General features: G+C 63.5%; 13 protein-coding genes. 3 read left to right on the top strand and 10 right to left on the bottom strand.

Annotated elements, in window-relative coordinates; all coding sequences use genetic code 11:
- The 3 genes from BRAS3843_RS00705 to lepA form a co-directional block, all read right to left on the bottom strand.
- On the bottom strand, nucleotides 1–618 hold a 618-nt coding region (locus BRAS3843_RS00705), incomplete at its 3' end, for a cache domain-containing protein (RefSeq protein ID WP_035980473.1).
- Between the two features lie 95 nt (nucleotides 619–713).
- Nucleotides 714–2,999, bottom strand: coding sequence for a tetratricopeptide repeat protein (locus BRAS3843_RS38720; protein WP_008966751.1), 2,286 nt, complete (start codon nucleotides 2,997–2,999; stop codon nucleotides 714–716).
- Nucleotides 3,000–3,158: 159 nt separating this feature from the next.
- Nucleotides 3,159–4,970 carry a translation elongation factor 4 gene (gene lepA, locus BRAS3843_RS00695; RefSeq protein ID WP_008966750.1) on the bottom strand — a complete coding sequence of 604 codons (1,812 nt, stop codon included), beginning with the start codon at nucleotides 4,968–4,970 and terminating at the stop codon, nucleotides 3,159–3,161.
- Between the two features lie 116 nt (nucleotides 4,971–5,086).
- Between lepA and BRAS3843_RS00690 the strand changes: the two genes are divergently transcribed.
- Complete coding sequence (locus BRAS3843_RS00690) at nucleotides 5,087–6,688, top strand: glycosyltransferase family 39 protein (protein ID WP_008966749.1); 1,602 nt, start codon at nucleotides 5,087–5,089, stop codon at nucleotides 6,686–6,688.
- A 129-nt stretch (nucleotides 6,689–6,817) separates the two neighbouring features.
- On the opposite strand, the gene BRAS3843_RS00685 is transcribed toward BRAS3843_RS00690, so the two are convergent.
- The 5 genes from BRAS3843_RS00685 to BRAS3843_RS00665 form a co-directional block, all read right to left on the bottom strand.
- A complete protein-coding gene (locus BRAS3843_RS00685) occupies nucleotides 6,818–7,147 on the bottom strand; it encodes an HPr family phosphocarrier protein (RefSeq protein WP_008966748.1) in 330 nt (109 codons plus the stop codon).
- A complete protein-coding gene (locus BRAS3843_RS00680; protein ID WP_006611446.1) occupies nucleotides 7,144–7,545 on the bottom strand; it encodes a PTS sugar transporter subunit IIA in 402 nt (133 codons plus the stop codon). The genes BRAS3843_RS00685 and BRAS3843_RS00680 overlap by 4 nt, the downstream gene beginning before the upstream one ends.
- A 132-nt stretch (nucleotides 7,546–7,677) precedes the next feature.
- The gene (locus tag BRAS3843_RS39240; RefSeq protein WP_008966746.1) at nucleotides 7,678–8,202 is read right to left on the bottom strand and encodes an HPr kinase/phosphatase C-terminal domain-containing protein; all 525 of its coding nucleotides are present in this window, start codon (nucleotides 8,200–8,202) and stop codon (nucleotides 7,678–7,680) included.
- Nucleotides 8,199–9,947 carry a sensor histidine kinase gene (locus BRAS3843_RS00670; RefSeq protein ID WP_085966885.1) on the bottom strand — a complete coding sequence of 583 codons (1,749 nt, stop codon included), beginning with the start codon at nucleotides 9,945–9,947 and terminating at the stop codon, nucleotides 8,199–8,201. The genes BRAS3843_RS39240 and BRAS3843_RS00670 overlap by 4 nt, the downstream gene beginning before the upstream one ends.
- Nucleotides 9,948–10,137: 190 nt before the next feature.
- Nucleotides 10,138–10,839 carry a response regulator transcription factor gene (locus tag BRAS3843_RS00665; RefSeq protein WP_008966744.1) on the bottom strand — a complete coding sequence of 234 codons (702 nt, stop codon included), beginning with the start codon at nucleotides 10,837–10,839 and terminating at the stop codon, nucleotides 10,138–10,140.
- A gap of 216 nt (nucleotides 10,840–11,055) precedes the next feature.
- Between BRAS3843_RS00665 and BRAS3843_RS00660 the strand changes: the two genes are divergently transcribed.
- Entirely contained in the window at nucleotides 11,056–11,796 is a 741-nt protein-coding gene (locus BRAS3843_RS00660) for a DUF2470 domain-containing protein (protein ID WP_035980469.1), read from the top strand.
- 779 nt (nucleotides 11,797–12,575) lie between these two features.
- The gene (locus BRAS3843_RS00655) at nucleotides 12,576–14,192 is read left to right on the top strand and encodes a phosphoenolpyruvate carboxykinase (protein ID WP_008966742.1); all 1,617 of its coding nucleotides are present in this window, start codon (nucleotides 12,576–12,578) and stop codon (nucleotides 14,190–14,192) included.
- Between the two features lie 264 nt (nucleotides 14,193–14,456).
- On the opposite strand, the gene BRAS3843_RS00650 is transcribed toward BRAS3843_RS00655, so the two are convergent.
- Nucleotides 14,457–15,266, bottom strand: a complete 810-nt coding sequence (locus BRAS3843_RS00650; RefSeq protein ID WP_008966741.1) for a thioesterase family protein — start codon at nucleotides 15,264–15,266, stop codon at nucleotides 14,457–14,459.
- 110 nt (nucleotides 15,267–15,376) lie between these two features.
- Nucleotides 15,377–17,896, bottom strand: coding sequence for a glycogen/starch/alpha-glucan phosphorylase (locus tag BRAS3843_RS00645; protein ID WP_008966740.1), 2,520 nt, complete (start codon nucleotides 17,894–17,896; stop codon nucleotides 15,377–15,379).
- Nucleotides 17,897–17,948: the final 52 nt, after the last annotated feature.

The raw sequence follows: 17,948 nt of genomic DNA, 5'->3' as shown, positions 1-17,948 counted from the left end.
GGTGCCGTCGAAGGAGTGCACGGCGAGATCGATGCCGAAGCGCGCTTTGGCGCGATCGACGAATTCCTTGCCGAAGGCGGCGCCGACATCGACATTGGCGAAGTACTTGCCGTCGCGCATGACCGGCGTCATGCCGAAGATGCTCAGCGCTTCGCGCCCCGGCTCGACGCCGACGATCTGCTTGCCGGTCTTGAGGGCTTCGACCACCGTTTTGCGCCGGCCCGAGATGTCGTCGCCGAAGGTCTTGGGCGCATGGATCCGGGCGAATACGAGCGCCGGCGGGGTCTGGAAAGTGATCAGCGGAATGCCCTGGTCATTGAGCGCTTTCTGGGCGCCGACCAAGAGCGCCTGCAGCCCGTCACGGTCGCCCTTGGCGACCGCGTCGGCAACCGGCGGAAGCCCTGCAATGGTCGAGGAGACCGCGAGCGCGGCGCGCCCCTCATAGTCGATCGCGGCGATGATGCTGTCATATTGCAGCTTGAGTTGCTGCTCGAGGGCCAATTTGGTCAATGAACGCTGCTGCAGAACGGAAAAGGTCCCGAGCACCGCGCAGGCGGAGGCGACCGTGAGTGCGATGGCCAGGATCAAACGTGCCGAAATCGACCGAAGCTGAATCATCACACAATCCGAAATGGTGGTGAAAAAAGCATTTTCGAGAAAATTGCAGAAAAGTCTTTATCGATGGTTCTCGATCTTTCGAAACTTACTGAAATTCAGCTCTCGGCGTTTGGCGTGGTCGCCAGGCGCTGGAGCTCTGCGGTGACGCGCGGCAGGACGTCGTCCCAGATCAGCGGCCGCTTCTGTCGGAACAGTCGCAGGCTGCGATACCAGGGGCTATCCTCACGGTGGCGCAGCCAGCGCCAATCCTGCGCATAGGGCAAGAGCACCCAGGCCGGTCGGCCCATGGCGCCCGCCAGATGTGCTAGCGACGTATCGACTGAGATCACGAGGTCGAGCGCGGCCACGGCAGCAGCCGTGTCGGAAAAGTCGTTGAGCCCCGGCGCAAGATCGATGACGGCGGACCCGAGCGCAGCCAGAACCGGCAGATCCGCAGAGCGCGGCTCCTTCTGCAAACTGTAGAGCTGCACGCCCGGCATCACCAGACGCGGCAGCAGCGCCTGTGCGGCAAGCGAACGGTAACGGTCGCTCTTGTGCACGGTGCTTCCGGCCCAGACCACACCGACCTTCAGGCCGGTGACGTCACCGACGGCGCGCCGCCACGTCTCCACCTGGTCTGGGTCAGCCTTCAGAAACGGGGTATCAGCCGGGATGGAGTCGAGCGTGGTGCGGAACACGTGGGCCAGATCCATCAGTGCCACCTGAAGGTCGACCGGCGGCAGCGGTGCGCCTTGCGCAACGACCGTGACGTCTGGCAACGCGCGGAGCAGTGGCACCAGCGGCGGCTGAACCTGCAGCACGATCGCTCCGCCCTTTGCGGCAACCATCGGCAGATAGCGGATGAATTGCAGGGTGTCTCCGAGTCCCTGTTCCGCGAAGATCAGCAGCGTTCGGCCGGCAAATGGCTCGCCCTGCCATTCCGGCCCCGTGACCGAGACGGAATGTTCGGCGCATCTGCTCCGCCACCGATAGTCCGCGAAGCCGTTCTGGAGATCGCCGCACAACAGCAGCAGATGTGAATGATTGTAGCGGACCAGCGGGTGCTCCGGTCCGAGCGCAACGGCGTGACGCGACGTCGCGAGCGCCGCATCGATGTCTCCCTTGCTGTGCAGCAGTCCGGCCAGATTGGTGTGAAGAATCGGGTTCTCCGGCGCGAGCGCGACGGCACGATGCGATGCGGCGAGCGCGCCATCGAGATCACCCCTGCCGTGAAGGAGGCCGGCGAGGTTGGCGTGGACGAGCGGGTGCTCCGGCGCGCGCGAGACTGCGTGACGGGCAGCTGTCAGTGCCTCATCGAGCTCACCCTTCTGATGCAGCGCCACTGCGAGGTTGGCATAGCCGTCGGCATCGTCAGGATCGGCGGCGATCGCGTGCCGATGGCAAGCAATCGCAGCCTCGATCTTGTCCTGACGTTTGAGCACGATGCCGAGATTGTTGTACGCCTTGGCGTAGCCAGGGTTGATCTGCAGCGCGCGTTCGGCGGACGCGCGTGCCCCATCGAGTTGCCCGAGCTCGGTCAGGCAGACGCAAAGATGGTTGTGGATCTCCGCGTCGGTGGAATTGAGGGCGGCGCATCGCCGATAGATCTCGACCGCATCCTTCGTGCGGCCCGCCTCGTGCAAGAGCAGGCCCAGCTTTCGGAGCGTCGCTGCATCCTCCGGCGCGAGCTCGGTCACCTTGCGATAGTGGCCGATCGCATCGTCCCGCCTGCCGCAACGATAGAGGCAAGCGGCCATCGCGACATGGAGGCTCGGCTCATTCGGATTGGCGCTCAGACCTTCATGGCAGATTGCGATCGCTGCATCCACGTCGTAACGGTCGGCAAGCAGATTGCCGAGTCTGAGCCAGGCGGCCTTGTGGGCTGGATCGCGCGCAACCACGGTCCGATAGGCTTGCTCTGCCTCGGCGAGACGGCCATCAGCAGCAAGACAGACGGCAAGGTTGAAGCGCATCTGCACCTGGGTGGGATCGCGCGCGAGCGCAGCCTGATAGGTCGAAGCCGCCTCGGCGAATCGCGCCGCGTCGACCAGGGCAGCACCAAGCTTGGCTTGAAGCGCAACATCCAGCGGGCGGAGCATGACAGCGCGTCGGAACGCCGCCACCGCGCCATCGCGCTGACCCTGCACCGCAAGCGCATCGCCCAGCGTCACCAGTGCGGGCACATGGTCTGGATCGAGGCTGAACACGCGTCCAAGCAGGTCCGTCCCCTGGGCGATGCGTCCCGCGGACAATGCGAGAACCGCGGCCAGATGGAGCGCGGGAAGATAGTTCGGTCTCAGCTCCAGGATTTCGCCGCACAGCGTGTCGGCCGAATCAGGCCGGCCGGAATTGTAATGTTGGGCTGCCTCGCGCAGCATCAGATCCAGCGCAGCCGCAACCATACTCCGCTCCGTTCTCCAGACGGAGGTTCAACGCAAGGTGAGGCCGAATCAGGCGAAGGATCGGAAAACGGCCGGCGCTACCAAATCGAGCCAGGCGCCAGGGCCGCACGGATGCAGAAGATCGTGTCCGTCAGGGGGAGCCGCAACTGCGGGGATCGATCAGCTGTCGACCTTGAGCGCGGCGATGAAGGCTTCCTGCGGGATGTCGACCTTGCCGAACTGCCGCATCTTCTTCTTGCCTTCCTTCTGCTTCTCCAGAAGTTTTCTTTTGCGCGTAATGTCGCCGCCATAGCACTTCGCGGTGACGTCCTTGCGCAGCGCGCGCACGGTCTCGCGCGCGATCACCTTGCCGCCGATCGCCGCCTGGATCGGGATCTGGAACATGTGCGGCGGGATCAGCTCCTTCATCTTCTCGACCATAGCGCGGCCGCGCCCCTCCGCGCGGGTCCGGTGCACCAGCATCGATAGCGCGTCGACCGGCTCGTTGTTGACCAGGATCTGCATCTTCACCAGATCAGCCGGTTTGTAGTCGGTCAGGTGATAGTCGAACGAGGCGTAGCCCTTGGAGACCGATTTCAGCCGGTCGTAGAAATCGAACACCACCTCGTTGAGCGGCAGGTCGTATTTCACCATGGCACGGCTGCCGACGTAGGTGAGCTCCTTCTGATTGCCGCGGCGGTCTTGGCAAAGCTTCAGGACGCTGCCGAGATACTCGTCCGGGGTCAGAATCGTCGCCTCGATCCAGGGCTCCTCTATCTCGGCGATCTTGACGACGTCGGGCATGTCGACGGGATTGTGGATCTCGATCTCCGAACCATCCGTCAGCTTCATCTTGTAGATGACGCTCGGTGCCGTCGCGATCAGGTTGAGATCGAATTCGCGGCTCAGCCGCTCCTGGATGATCTCCAGATGCAACAACCCCAGGAATCCGCAGCGGAAGCCGAAGCCGAGTGCGGCCGAGGTCTCCATCTCGAAGGAGAAGCTGGCGTCGTTGAGGCGGAGCTTGCCCATCGCCGCGCGCAGGGTTTCGAAATCGTCGGCATCGACCGGGAACAGGCCGCAGAACACCACCGGCACGGCCGGCTTGAAGCCCGGCAGCATCTCCGCGACCGGCTTGCGGTCATCGGTGATGGTGTCGCCGACCCGGGTGTCGGCGACTTCCTTGATGGCGGCGGTGATGAAGCCGATCTCGCCGGGGCCGAGCTCCTCGACCTGTTGCATCTTCGGGGTGAAAAAGCCGACGCGCTCGACATCATAGGCCGCTGATGTGCCCATCATGCGGATGCGTTGGCCCTTCTTCATCACGCCGTCGACGATGCGCACCAAAACGACGACGCCGAGATAGACGTCGTACCAGCTGTCGACCAGCAGGGCCTTCAGGGTCGCATCGCGATCGCCCTTCGGCGGCGGCAGCCGGGTGACGATCGCCTCCAGGACGTCAGGGATCCCGAGACCTGTCTTGGCCGAGATCATCACCGCGTCGGAGGCGTCGATGCCGATTACGTCCTCAATCTGCTGCTTGACCTTGTCGGGCTCGGCAGCGGGCAGGTCGATCTTGTTGAGGACCGGAACGATCTCGTGGTTGTTGTCGAGCGCCTGATAGACATTGGCGAGGGTCTGCGCCTCGACGCCCTGGCTGGCGTCGACCACCAGCAGCGAGCCCTCACAGGCCGCCAGCGACCGCGAGACTTCATAGGCGAAGTCGACATGGCCGGGCGTATCCATCAGGTTGAAGATGTAATCCTTGCCGTCCTTGGCGCGGTATTGCAGGCGCACCGTCTGCGCCTTGATGGTAATGCCGCGCTCGCGCTCGATATCCATCGAATCGAGCACCTGCTCCTTGCCCGCCATTTCGCGATCCGACAGGCCGCCCGTCATCTGGATCAGGCGGTCGGCCAAGGTCGATTTTCCATGGTCGATATGGGCGACGATGGAGAAGTTGCGGATGTTGGGAATGGGGACGGTCGTCATGGGCCGCGCCAATAGCATTCAGGCCCCAAAGCAGCAACCATATTGCTGAATTTCCAGGGGCTTTCTTCACGGCAAGCTGATTTCACTGGTCTTCGAAACGCGCTACGGACAAGGCCATGTCGAGCACGTCTTTTCTCCCTGCCACGGCGCGCGCGCGTGGCCGCTCCCCGATCGCGCGGCTGTCCGCCTGGGTGGCAGCGCGCGCCAGCGATCCCGCAACCGGCCTCTGGTTGGTGGTGACGCTTGCAATTCTGCACGCGGTGCTCTGGACCGTGATCCTGACCAATCTGAAGGCAGCGCAGGACATCCATATGGATGTCGCGGAAGCCTATGCCTGGGGCACCAAGTTCCAGCTCGGCTATGGCAAGCATCCGCCGCTGTCGGGCTGGATCGCCGGCCTCTGGTTCATGGTCTTTCCAGCCAAGGATTGGGCGACTTACGCGCTCGCCATGACCACGGTGAGCATCGGCCTCGTCATCTGCTGGTTCATCAGCCTGAAGGTGGTCGACCGGCGGCGAGCCTTTTTCGTCGTCGTCATGCTCGCGCTCTATCCGATCTTCAATTTCAAGGGCTTCAAATACAATCCGGACCTGCTGCAGCTGGTCACGCTGCCGCTCGTGATGCTGGCCTATCTCAACGCGTTCGAGAAGCGGAGCGTGGTTTCGGGCATCTGGCTCGGTCTTGCCGGCGCAGCCGCCCTGATGACGAAATACTGGGTGCTGACCATGATCGGTGCGATCGGGCTGGCAGCGCTGATCCATCCCGAGAGGCTGAGATTCTTGGCTTCGCCCGCCCCCTGGGTCGGCATCGCGACGCTGCTGATTGCGATGATCCCGCATCTCATCTGGCTGTGGGATGTCGATTTCGTGCCGCTGACCTATGCCGGCGACGTCTACACGCTCTCCGACCGCGGCAGGGTCGCGCAGCTGGTGCTCGGCTATGCCGGGCATAATCTGGCGCTGCTCGCGCTGCCGATCGTGCTCGCGCTGCTGGTCCTGGCGTGGCCGCCGCGCTGGGCTTTCCGGATCTGGAAGCTGGGACCCAATCCCGGTGTCAATCCGAGCCAGGCGCTAAACGTCTGGATGGTGCAGGCGATCGTTGCGATCGGGCCGCCGCTCGGTGCGCTCGCTTTCACGATCTACATGAAGACCGATTGGGGTATCTCGCTGTTCTTCCTGGTGCCGCTGGCGCTGGTCGCGATCCCGCGCTTGCGGGTCCGGAAGGCCGCCTTGGCGCGACTGGCGACGCTCTGGCTCGTGCTCTCGCTGATCACCCTGGTCGCCTCGCCCTCGATCGCTTTGCGCGAGATGAAGGCCAGCCCGAACGGCACGACGGGCTATGGCGCGCGGTCGCAATTGGCCCGCGAGCTGACCGAGGTCTGGCGTGGCCGGTTTGGTTCGGCCTGGCCGGCGGTGGCCGGCTACTCGGAAATGAACACGCCGATAACGTTCTACAGCCCCGATCACCCGCGGCCGTTCACGGTGCCCTACACGGCGGACGAGACCTGGGGATCAGGCCTGATCTCGCTGGAGGAGCTGAAGCGCGACGGCTTCGTCGGGGTGTGCGACACCACAGACAACAGGATCGCATCCTGCGAGGCCTGGATGGCCCAGAATGCACCCAAGGCCGAGAAGCTGGTGATGACCACGCAACGCTTTTTCCGGGGCCAGCCGGGCCCGGCGATCGAGTGGAAGGTATTCATCCAGCCGCCGAGCTAGTCCGGAGCACGTCATTCCGGGGCGCTGCGCCAGCGGCGAGTCCGGAATCTCGAGCTCATCTGACAGGGCATTTCGTTACGAGCTTCCGGGTTCGCGCTTCGCGCGCCCCGGAATGACGACGTCAGCCGCTCACACGCCTTCTTCGTGGAACTTGTCGTTGACGAGCTCGGTAATCGCCGCAAGAGCCGCCTCGGCTTCAGGCCCCGCAGCCGAGACCAGGATCGTGGTCCCGGGCGCTGCGGCCAGCATCATCAGGCCCATGATCGAGCGTCCGCCGACTGTCTCACCGCCGCGGGTGACCCAGATTTCAGCCTGAAAGCGCTCGACGGTCTGGACGAATTTTGCTGAGGCGCGGGCGTGCAGGCCGCGTTTGTTGGTGATCAGGAGCTCCCGGGACAATGCATCTGCGGGCACCCCCGGCCCAGCTACATGGTCCTGGGGGGCGTCCTCGTCACTCATTTGCCGGCGAGCACGCGGCTGGCGATCGTGACGTATTTGCGGCCGGCTTCCTGGGCCATCGCGATCGCGTCGGGGAGCGAGCGCTCCTCGCGGACCTTGGCAAGCTTGACCAGCATGGGAAGGTTGATGCCTGCGAGCACTTCGACCTTGGGCCGGCTCATGCAGGAAATGGCGAGATTCGATGGCGTGCCGCCGAACATGTCGGTCAGGATGGCGACGCCGTCGCCGGTGTCGACACGGTTCACGGCTTCGATGATGTCGCTGCGACAGAGATCAGAGTCGTCGTCTGCACCAATCGTCACGGCTTCTATTTGTTTTTGAGGACCCATGACATGTTCGAGCGCCGCTCTGAATTCGTCGGCGAGGCGCCCATGGGTCACCAGTACCAGGCCAATCATTGGATACTCCTCGCGGGCGCCTTGGGTGCACCGCACGAACGCGCCACTTTGACCATCCAGAGCCCCTACGCAAGAGGGGATGTGTACCAGTCTCCCGGAATCTGAGTTGCGGAATGGCAGGCACTGCGCGGTCTAGTCGGTCGCGATAGTGCCGGTGATATGGTTACCAATTCCCTTCACACAATTGGCCGAAAGATTACTGGAACATGAAGTTTCAGTAGTAATGAGATTCGCTGCAACCAGAGGGAGGGGTAAAAATCCAGCTCCGACCGGTATTCTTGGTAACAAAACACCGTAAAGCTCGCATTGAAGGGATTCCGGCGCCGGGAGTCGCGCGGCGTCGTCCGCCATCAAATCGACAACGAGTCCAACCCTGGCCTCGGACACAAAGTCGCATTTCCGGATCCCGAGACCGCGAATCTCGATCAGGCCAGCCAACCCCGGCGCCGGGCTGACCCATATTTCTTTGCCGGCTGTGGCGAGATGAACACGGTCGTCGCCGACCAGGGTCGCGGGAGGAATCTGTCCTGCCCGACCCGCCAGGATGAGATCGAACGCGAGACGCGATTTGCCGGATCCGGATGGACCGCGAATCAGAACAGCCTGGTCTCCGACCTTGACGGCTGAGGCGTGGACGCTAGGCCCCGCCGCCGTCATGGCGCGGGCAGCCGCACGGTGAAGCGGGCTCCGGAGACCGTGGGCAAGCCCTCGTCGTCTGCCGGACCCGGCCGGTTCTCGGCCCAGATGCGCCCGCTATGGGCCTCGATGATCTGCTTCGAGATCGAGAGGCCGAGGCCGGAGTTCTGGCCAAAGCCCTGATGCGGGCGGTCGGTATAGAAGCGCTCGAAGATCCGCTGTAGCGCGTCCTCGCGGATGCCGGGACCGTCGTCATCGACCACAATCTCGATCTCGGAGCGCACACGGCGGCAGGTGATGCGAACCTTGCCGCCGGCGCTGGAGAAGGACTGCGCGTTCGACAGCAGGTTCGAGATGACCTGGCCGAGCCGCGAATCATGCCCGGGGACGGAGAAGGTGTCGTTGGCACCGCGGCCCTCGAACCGGACTTCGACCCCGATGTCATGGCCGAGCTTTGTCTCGTTGGCGACCGAGGTCAGCGTCGTCAACAGCCGCCGCACGTCGACCAGGGTCATGTCCTGGCGCTGCAGCTCGGCATCGAGCCGGCTCGCATCGGAGATATCGGAGATCAGCCGGTCGAGCCGCCTGACGTCGTGCTCGATCACCGCGAGCAGCCGGCCGCGGCTGTTGTCGTTGCGCGCCAGCGGCAAGGTCTCGACCGCGGAACGCAGCGAGGTCAGCGGATTCTTCAGCTCGTGCGCGACGTCGGCGGCGAACATCTCGATCGCCTCGATCCGGTTGTAGAGCGCATCCGTCATGTCGCGCAGCGCGCCGGAGAGGTGGCCGATCTCGTCACGGCGGCGGGTGAAGTCCGGGATCTCGATGCGGGTCTTGATGCGGCGGCGGACCCGCTCCGCACTGTCGGCCAGCCGCCGCACGGGCCCTGCGATCGTGCTGGCCAGCAGCAGCGACAGCACGATCATGACCGCGGACGCGACGCCGCCCACCTTCAGAATCGCGAGCCGCTCGGCGGTCACCATCTGGTCGATGTCGTCGCCTTGGGTCGACAGCATCAAAGCGCCATGAATGGTGCGCGAGCGCTGCACGGGAACGGCAACCGAGACGATCACCTCGCCGCGGACATTGACGCGCACCATGCTGCGCTTCTGGCCGCGCAATGCGTCGGCAACCTCCTCATAGGCGTTGCCGTTCTCGGGTCCGTGCTCGCGATAGAGCGGCAGGTCGCCGCGATTGAGCCAGGTGCGCACCGAGATCAGCGCGCGCTCGACCAGACCCGGCTTTTCCGACGAGGGCGGCGGCAGCTCGAAGCGCAACACGTTTTCGAGGTTGCGGCTGTCGAGCAAAAGCCCGCCATTGGGATCGTAGATGCGTGCCCGCGTCTTGGTCGGCGAGATCAGGGTGCGCAATACCGGCGCCACGCGCTCGGGATTGATCGGAAAGTCGAGCGGGGAATATTCGTCCGGCGCGCCGTAGCTTTCGCCCGGCTTGAGGTCGAGCAGCCGTTCCGGATCGATGGTGATGGTGTTGGTCTGCACGGTGGCAGACGCCGCGATGGCGCCGGCGATGATCTCGGCCTGCACCAGCAGGCTCTGCGCGCGGGCATCGATCAGGCCGGCGCGGAATTGCGAGAGGTAGAGAATGCTCGCCACGAGCGCCAACAGGCCTGCGATGTTCAGCGAGACGATGCGGCGGGTGAGGCTCGAGAATGACAGCGCGAACAGGAACTGGCCGGCGCGCCGCAGCCAGCTCAGCGGCCGTTGCCAACCCGAGATCGCAGGCGTCTCCTCGGGGGCGCTGTCGATCACGACAGCGGCCGATGGGCCATCCGTATTCAGGCCCGAGTCAGGATGCGTTCGATCGAGCAATGGCTGATGCCCCGTTTCCGGCGTCCCTGCGCCCGGCAGTGCCCTCAGACGCAAGTCCACCCCAACGCAGTCTACCTCAATGAGGCCAGGCCGTCAGCGCGCTATTCGCGCGCTGCGACTCCCCGCGGCCTCAGGTTTCCTTGAAGCGGTAGCCGACGCCGTAAAGGGTTTCGATCATCTCGAAATCCTCGTCGACCATCTTGAACTTCTTGCGCAGGCGCTTGATGTGGCTGTCGATGGTACGGTCGTCGACATAGACCTGGTCGTCATAGGCCGCGTCCATCAGCGCGTTGCGGCTCTTCACGACGCCCGGACGCTGGGCCAGCGCCTGCAGGATCAGAAATTCCGTCACCGTCAGGGTCACCGGCTCGTTCTTCCAGGTGCAGGTGTGTCGCTCCGGATCCATCCGCAGCAGGCCGCGATCCAGCGCCTTGGCGTCGTTCTCCTTCGGCAGCGCCGTCGGATCCTTCGGCTGCGAGCGCCGCAACACTGCTTTCACGCGCTCGACCAGGAGGCGCTGCGAGAACGGTTTGCGGATGAAATCGTCGGCCCCCATCTTGAGGCCGAACAACTCGTCGATCTCTTCGTCCTTGGAAGTCAGGAAGATCACCGGCAGATCGGATTTCTGCCGCAGCCGACGCAACGTCTCCATGCCGTCCATGCGCGGCATCTTGATGTCGAGGATCGCAAGGTCGGGCTGGCTGGTGCGGAAGCCATCGAGGGCTGACGCGCCATCGGTGTAGGTCATGATGCGATAACCTTCGGCCTCGAGTGCAATCGAAACGGAGGTCAGGATGTTGCGGTCGTCATCGACCAAGGCGATTGTGGGCATGAGCCTGCTTTCACAGTCTGGTTAGCTGAAACGGCGAGCAATCCAGCTAGGCGCCGCATAAATGGGCTTCGAACCTGGTCAACGAGCAATGCAAGCTGGGCTGAAGTGTGACCGAGTTCCGCAAAACGCATGGCGAAGTGATGCGTCGCGACCCCAAACAAGGCCCCTTTAGCCGAAAAAAGACCCTCATTGCAACAGGATGGGCGAGATATAACCATGCAACCGACTTCTAATTTTAACCCGTCGCACCTTGCCAAATCGCTATTGCGGCGCAGTCGTCAGGGGGCGTTGGCGACTTTGATGGTCGACTCCGGCGATCCCTATTGTTCGCTGGTCAATATTGCGAGCGATGCCGACGGCTCGCCGATCCTCTTGATTTCAAGGCTCGCCGTGCACACCAAGAACGTGGTGGCCGATCCAAGAGTCTCGCTAATGCTCGACGAACGCGCGCCCGGTGATCCGCTGGAAGGCGCTCGGATCATGCTGTTGGGAAAGGCGGAGGAAGCAGGGACGGAGCAGCGCAAGGTTTTGCGCAGACGGTATCTGAATGCTCACCCCTCGGCCGAAAATTATGCCGATTTTGCGGATTTCTCGTTCTTTCTGCTCCGCCCGTCGGGATTGCACCTCGTGGCTGGATTCGGGCGCATCGTCGATCTGAAGGCGGAGCAGTTCCTGACCGACGTTTCCGATGCCGGCCGCCTGCTGGAGGCAGAGCAGGGCGCGATGGATCACATGAACGCCGATCACCGAGACGCGCTTGGGCTCTATGCTACCCGGCTGCTCGCGGCCGAGCAGGCCGACTGGCGCTGCACCGGATGCGATCCAGACGGCCTCGACTTGGCGGCCGATGGCAAGACCTTGCGGCTGGATTTTCCGGAACGGGTCACTTCGCCCGACGCGTTACGCAAGATGCTGGTGCGGCTCGCCGATGAGGCGCGGGCCAAGCCTCACGCTTGAACGGTGTGGATCACTCTCGCGACCGAAGCAACTGTTGTGAGTCCGAGGGGGCGCTTGCACGATTGGCAATCACGCGGCCGGCGATAGCCGCCGGCATCGACGTGTCGGCAATCCCATCCACGCAGAAGACCGATCTTGCCGCGCATAGCGGAGGAGGTCATCGCGCTGACCCGCGCCGGCAAATACGGGATAGGCCTTGGTGCTCGCGCAGGCCACGGTTGGCCGGGGTGGAGTTGACTGCAACAGACGCGACCTCTCGCGCTCAACGGTCTCGTCAGCTTGACGTTGGCTCGGCCGCGCTGGGCAAGCGGAGCCACTCTACAACGGCGTATTCTCGTTAAAGCAGACCCTTGGTCTCGACAGCATCGAGATCGTGCCGGTGCTCAACAGTTTCGCCGCGCTGTATCAGCGCTGCCTTTACAATCGGCAACCTTTACAATCGGCAAGTACGCGTTCCGGCTTGCTTGGTAGCTGTTGCAAATCCAATCGGCGAAGATGTAGCCCATTAGTATGATGATTATTGCGATGCAGCACGTGGAATTGCGCGTCGCGTCGCTTTGTCGCTATGGCTCCTGCAACATATCACATGTTGAGGTGCATCAAGGCGATCCGCGCTGCAATAACCAATTCATGCGGATCATCTTGGCAAGCCGGGCGTTGAACAGTATTAGGTCCAGGACCGGGCTTGACGGGCGATACGTAACGGTAACGGTCACCGCGCAACACGCGCTTTCAATCCTTCGCGCAAAACTGACGCGGGCTCTGAGGAGGGGACTTTCGTGCAAGAGACGGGTATTCGCAACGGCGCCTTCGGGGCCGATAAATTCGGCTTGAAGAATCTGAAGCAGGTGCATTGGAATCTCGGCGCGCCACAGCTCTATCAATATTCGCTCGCCGCCGGCGAAGCGGTGTTGTCGGCCGATGGAGCCTTGTGCGCGGACACCGGTGAATTCACCGGTCGTAGCCCGAAGGACAAATTCACGGTTCGTGACGCCACCACCGACAAGAAGATGTGGTGGGCGGGCAACCAGTCGATTACGTCCGAGCAGTTCGAGGCGCTGTATCAGGATTTCCTCAAGCACGCCGCAGGCAAGACCCTGTTCGCGCAGGATCTCTATGGCGGTGCGGACCCGAGCTTCCGGATCAAGACCCGCGTTTTCACCGAGCTTGCCTGGCACTCGCTGTTCATCCGCACGCTGCTGATCCGCCCTGAGAAGATCGAGCTCGACACCTTCGTGCCGGAGCTGACGATCATCGACATGCCGAGCTTCCGCGCCGATCCGAAACGCCACGGCGTGCGCTCGGAGAACGTCGTCGCGATCGATTTCGCCCGTAAGATCGTGCTGATCGGTGGGTCCTACTATGCCGGCGAGATGAAGAAGAGCGTCTTCACCACGCTGAACTACTACTTGCCCGAGCGCGGCGTGATGCCGATGCACTGCTCGGCCAATGTCGGGCCGAAGGGCGACACCGCGATCTTCTTCGGCCTGTCCGGCACCGGCAAAACCACGCTCTCGGCCGATCCGAATCGCACCCTGATCGGCGACGACGAGCACGGTTGGGGTCCGGCCGGCGTGTTCAACTTCGAAGGCGGCTGCTATGCGAAGTGCATCAAGCTGTCGCAGGAGGCGGAGCCGCAGATCTTCGCCGCGTCCAGCCGCTTCGGTGCGGTGCTGGAGAACGTGGTGCTCGATGAGGACAGCCGCGTTCCCGACTTCAACGACGGATCGAAGACCGAGAACACGCGCTCGGCCTATCCGCTGGACTCCATCCCCAATGCGTCGCGCACCGGACGCGCGCCGCATCCGAAGAACGTGGTGATGCTGGCGGCAGATGCCTTCGGCGTGCTGCCGCCGATCGCCAAGCTCTCGCCGGCTCAGGCGATGTACCACTTCCTGTCGGGCTACACGGCCAAGGTCGCCGGCACCGAACGCGGCCTCGGCAACGAGCCGCAGCCGGAATTCTCGACCTGCTTCGGCTCGCCGTTCCTGCCGCTGGACCCTTCCGTCTACGGCAACATGCTGCGCGAGCTGATCGCCGAGCACAACGTCGATTGCTGGCTGGTCAACACCGGCTGGACCGGAGGCAAATACGGCGTCGGCAGCCGGATGCCGATCAAGGTGACGCGCGCGCTGCTGACCGCGGCGCTCGACGGCAGCTTGCGCAATGTCGAATTCCGCACCGACAAATATTTCGGCTTTGCGGTGCCGACTGCGCTGCCGGGCGTTCCGAGCGAGATCCTCGATCCCGTCAACACCTGGAAGGATAAGGCCGAGTTCGACAAGACCGCCCGCGCGCTGGTCGGCATGTTCCAGAAGAACTTCGCCAAGTTCGAAGCCCAGGTCGATGCCGAAGTCCGCGCCGCCGCGCCGGATCTGAAGCTCGCGGCGGAGTAGGACCGCAACGCCCTTCGGGCGCGGCCGATCGCGAAGCGGCTTGCTGCTCTGTCTCGACCGGCGCATGAAATGGTCGAGATCGCGCCTCACCCACAGCTGTCGTCCCGGCGAACGCCGGGACTCATAACCACAGGATGCTGCGGTTGAGGCAAGCAGGCCGCTCGAGTCTTCGCCGAACTCAAGACGGTGAGTATGGGTCCCGGCGTTCGCCGGGACGACACCCGATATGTTGAGGCGCTGTGGCTCAAGCCTTGGGAACAACTTTCACGCCTTGAAATACGCGATCTGCGTTGTCGTCGCGAGCAGCCGGCCCGACGGCGACCACAATTCGCCGTGCTGGTCCTGATAGCTTCTGTTGAACACCTTGGCGTCGGCAGTCGCCAGCACATGCGTGATGTCTTCGGCCGCGAGATCGTCGCGACTGACGTGGAAATAAGTCGTCAGCGACACCGTGCCGAACGGGACGAGCTCACCGCGGGCGTGGAAGACGCGGCCGAAGAACGCATCCGACATCGCCATCAGCGACAGAAAATCAAGCTTCCGCGGCTTGCGGTCGGAGATCCAGAGCTTCGAATAGGCGCTCTGCGGCTCGGTCTTGCCGCTGCCGGCAAAACCGGGCTGGCCTTCCAGGAAACGGAAATCATATTGCGCAACCCAGGAGGCACCGCCACCGGGATAGCGCTTCACCTGATCGAACGGCGGCGCCTCGGGCATCTGCGCCGGCTGGTGCGACCAGGATGGGCGGCGCTCGGCGAACACCGCCGTCGCGAGCGTGGCGGGATCACCGCCCGCCTGGCTCAGCTCGACACACCAATGCTGCGAGGAGCGGTTGGCCTTGACCAGCCGGACATCCAAATCGAACGGCCCTTCTGCGATCGGCGCGCAATAGTTCACCGTCAGCGCCAGCGGATCGCCGGAGGCTTGCGGATGCTCGATCAGCGCGCGCAGCACGGTGGCCGCGGTCGTGCCGCCGAACGGGCCGACAAAGGCCCAGTAATCCGGACTGGTCCGGCCCTGCCAGCAACTGTCGCCGGCGGTGACACGGGTGGTCTGCTCGAAAAGGTGATCCGTCATTGTGCCGCGTATGCCTTTCTCGCGACGCACATCGTATGATGGTCGTCAGGCCAAGCGCAATGACCTCGGAGGTCATCGCCGGCATGCATGCGCCGATGCGCCGAGCGGATCTACCCCGTCACGCCGCGTTGGGCCTGCGGTTCGAGCGCCGCCGCGGCCCCCACCGGTACGTTCCAGATATCGGCAGCATATTCCCGGATCGTGCGGTCGGAGGAGAACCACGACATCCGGGCCACGTTGAGGATGGACGCGCGGGTCCAGGCCGGCATCACCTGCCAGCGTGCGTCGATGCCGCGTTGTGCCTCGTAATAGGAATCGAAATCGGCTGAGACCATGTAGTGGTCGAGATGGCGCAGCGCATGCGCGATCGGCTCGAAGCGGGCGTGATCGTCCGGCGAGAATTCACCGGACCCGACGGCGTTGATGGCCCGCGCCAGCCGAGGCGAGCGGCTGATGATGTCGGAGGCATCCAGCCCCTGCTGCCGCCGCGCCAGCACTTCCATCGCCTCCATGCCGAAGATCGCGATGTTCTCGGCCCCTACATTGTCACGGATCTCGATATTGGCGCCGTCGAGCGTGCCGATGGTGATGGCGCCGTTCAACGCCAGCTTCATGTTGCCGGTGCCCGAGGCCTCCATGCCGGCGGTCGAGATCTGCTCGGACAGGTCAGCGGCGGGAATGATGGATTCCGCCAGGCTGACATTGTAGTCGGCGAGGAACACGATCTTGAGCCGGCCTCCGATCGCGGGATCGCTGTTGACGACGTCGGCGACGTCGTTGATCAGCTTGATCACGAGCTTGGCGTAGCGGTAGCTCGCCGCCGCCTTGCCGGCGAAGATCTTCACCCGTGGCACCCAGTCGCGCTGCGGCTCGTCTTTCATGGCCTGATAGAGCGCGATCGCCTCGAGAATGTTGAGCAGCTGGCGCTTGTACTCGTGGATGCGCTTGATCTGCACGTCGAACAGGGCGGCCGGATCGAGCCGGATGTTCATGCGCTCGCCGATCAGTCGCGCCAGCTGGATCTTGTTGTGGTGCTTCACTGCGCGGAATTTCTGATGGAAGGCACTGTCGCTGACATAGCTTTCCAGGCTCGAAAGCAAAGTGAAATCATCGACGACGGCATCGCCGCAGGATTCGCGCAACAGGTCGGTCAGCTTCGGATTGGCCAGCATCAGCCAGCGGCGGAAGGTGATGCCGTTGGTCTTGTTGGTGATGCGGCCGGGATAGAGATGGTTGAGATCGTGGAACACGGTCTCCTTCATCAGGTCCGAATGCATCGCCGAGACGCCGTTGATGCGATGCGAGCCGACGAAGGCGAGCTGACCCATGCGCACGCGACGCCCGCTCTTCTCGTCGATCAGCGAGACGGAGGCGCGATAGTCGATGTCGCCGGGGGCACGCTCATCCGCCAGCGCCAGATGCTGCGCGTTGATGCGGTAGATGATCTCGAGATGGCGCGGTAGCAGCCGCTCGAACAGCTCGACCGGCCAGGTTTCGAGCGCTTCCGGCAGCAGCGTGTGATTGGTGTAGGACAGGGTCGCGACCGTGATCTTCCAGGCCTCGTCCCAGCGGAAATTGTGTAGGTCGATCAGGATGCGCATCAGCTCGGCCACCGCGAGCGACGGATGGGTGTCGTTGAGCTGCACCGCGGCCTTCTGCGACAGACTCCGCAACTGTCCGTCGGAGCCGAGATGCCGTTTGACCAGGTCCTGGAGTGATGCGGAAACAAAGAAATATTCCTGCCGCAGCCGCAGCTCGCGCCCGGCGGGGCTCTCGTCATTCGGATACAGGAACTTGCAGATCGATTCGGCGCGCGCCTCCTCGGCCGAGGCGCCGAGATAGTCGCCGGTGTTGAAGACGTCGAGCTTGAGCGGATCCGGCGAGCGCGCCGACCACAGCCGCAAGGCATTCACGTGATGGCCGCGCCAGCCGACGATCGGCGTGTCATAGGCCATCGCCTGGACAGTCTCGCCGGGATGCCAGATGGCGCGGTCGCGGCCCTTGTCGTCGACATGCTCGACGCCACCGCCGAAATGGACATGGTAGACGATCTCCGGCCGCTGGAATTCCCAGGGGTTGCCGAACGACAGCCAGACGTCCGGATATTCCTGCTGCCAGCCGTCGACGATCACCTGCCGGAATAGCCCGAAATCGTAGCGGATGCCGTAGCCGATCGCCGGGATCTGCAGGGTCGACATGCTTTCCATGAAGCATGCAGCGAGCCGCCCCAGGCCGCCATTGCCGAGCGCCGCGTCGGGCTCGCACTTGCGAAGATCGGACAGGCCGACACCGAGATCGCCGAGCGCGGTCTCGAACACTTTCATCAGGCCCATGTTGTTGAGCGCGTCGGTGAAGAGCCGGCCGATCAGGAATTCGAGGCTGAGATAATAGACCCGCTTGCGGCCGGCGTCGTAGCTCTCCTTATCTGCGGTCAGCCAGCGATGGACGATGCGGTCGCGCAAGGTCAGCGCCGCGGCAGCGTACCAATCGTGTGGGGTCGCCTGGCTTGCTTCCTTGCCGATCGCGAGCCGCAGCTTGGCCAGGATGTCGCTCTTGATTTCCGCCACCGCCAATTCGTCGACGGGCTGGCCGGTGCTTACGAAGCTGCGCTGGGGCGGTTGATCTGTCACCTTGGAACCTGTGATGCTCGTGATGCTGCGTGTCAGTCCTATGAAAAGCATA

It is taken from the genome of Bradyrhizobium sp. STM 3843, from assembly GCF_000239815.1.
In the GTDB taxonomy this organism is placed as follows: domain Bacteria; phylum Pseudomonadota; class Alphaproteobacteria; order Rhizobiales; family Xanthobacteraceae; genus Bradyrhizobium.
This window is presented reverse-complemented; position numbering and strand designations above follow the sequence as displayed.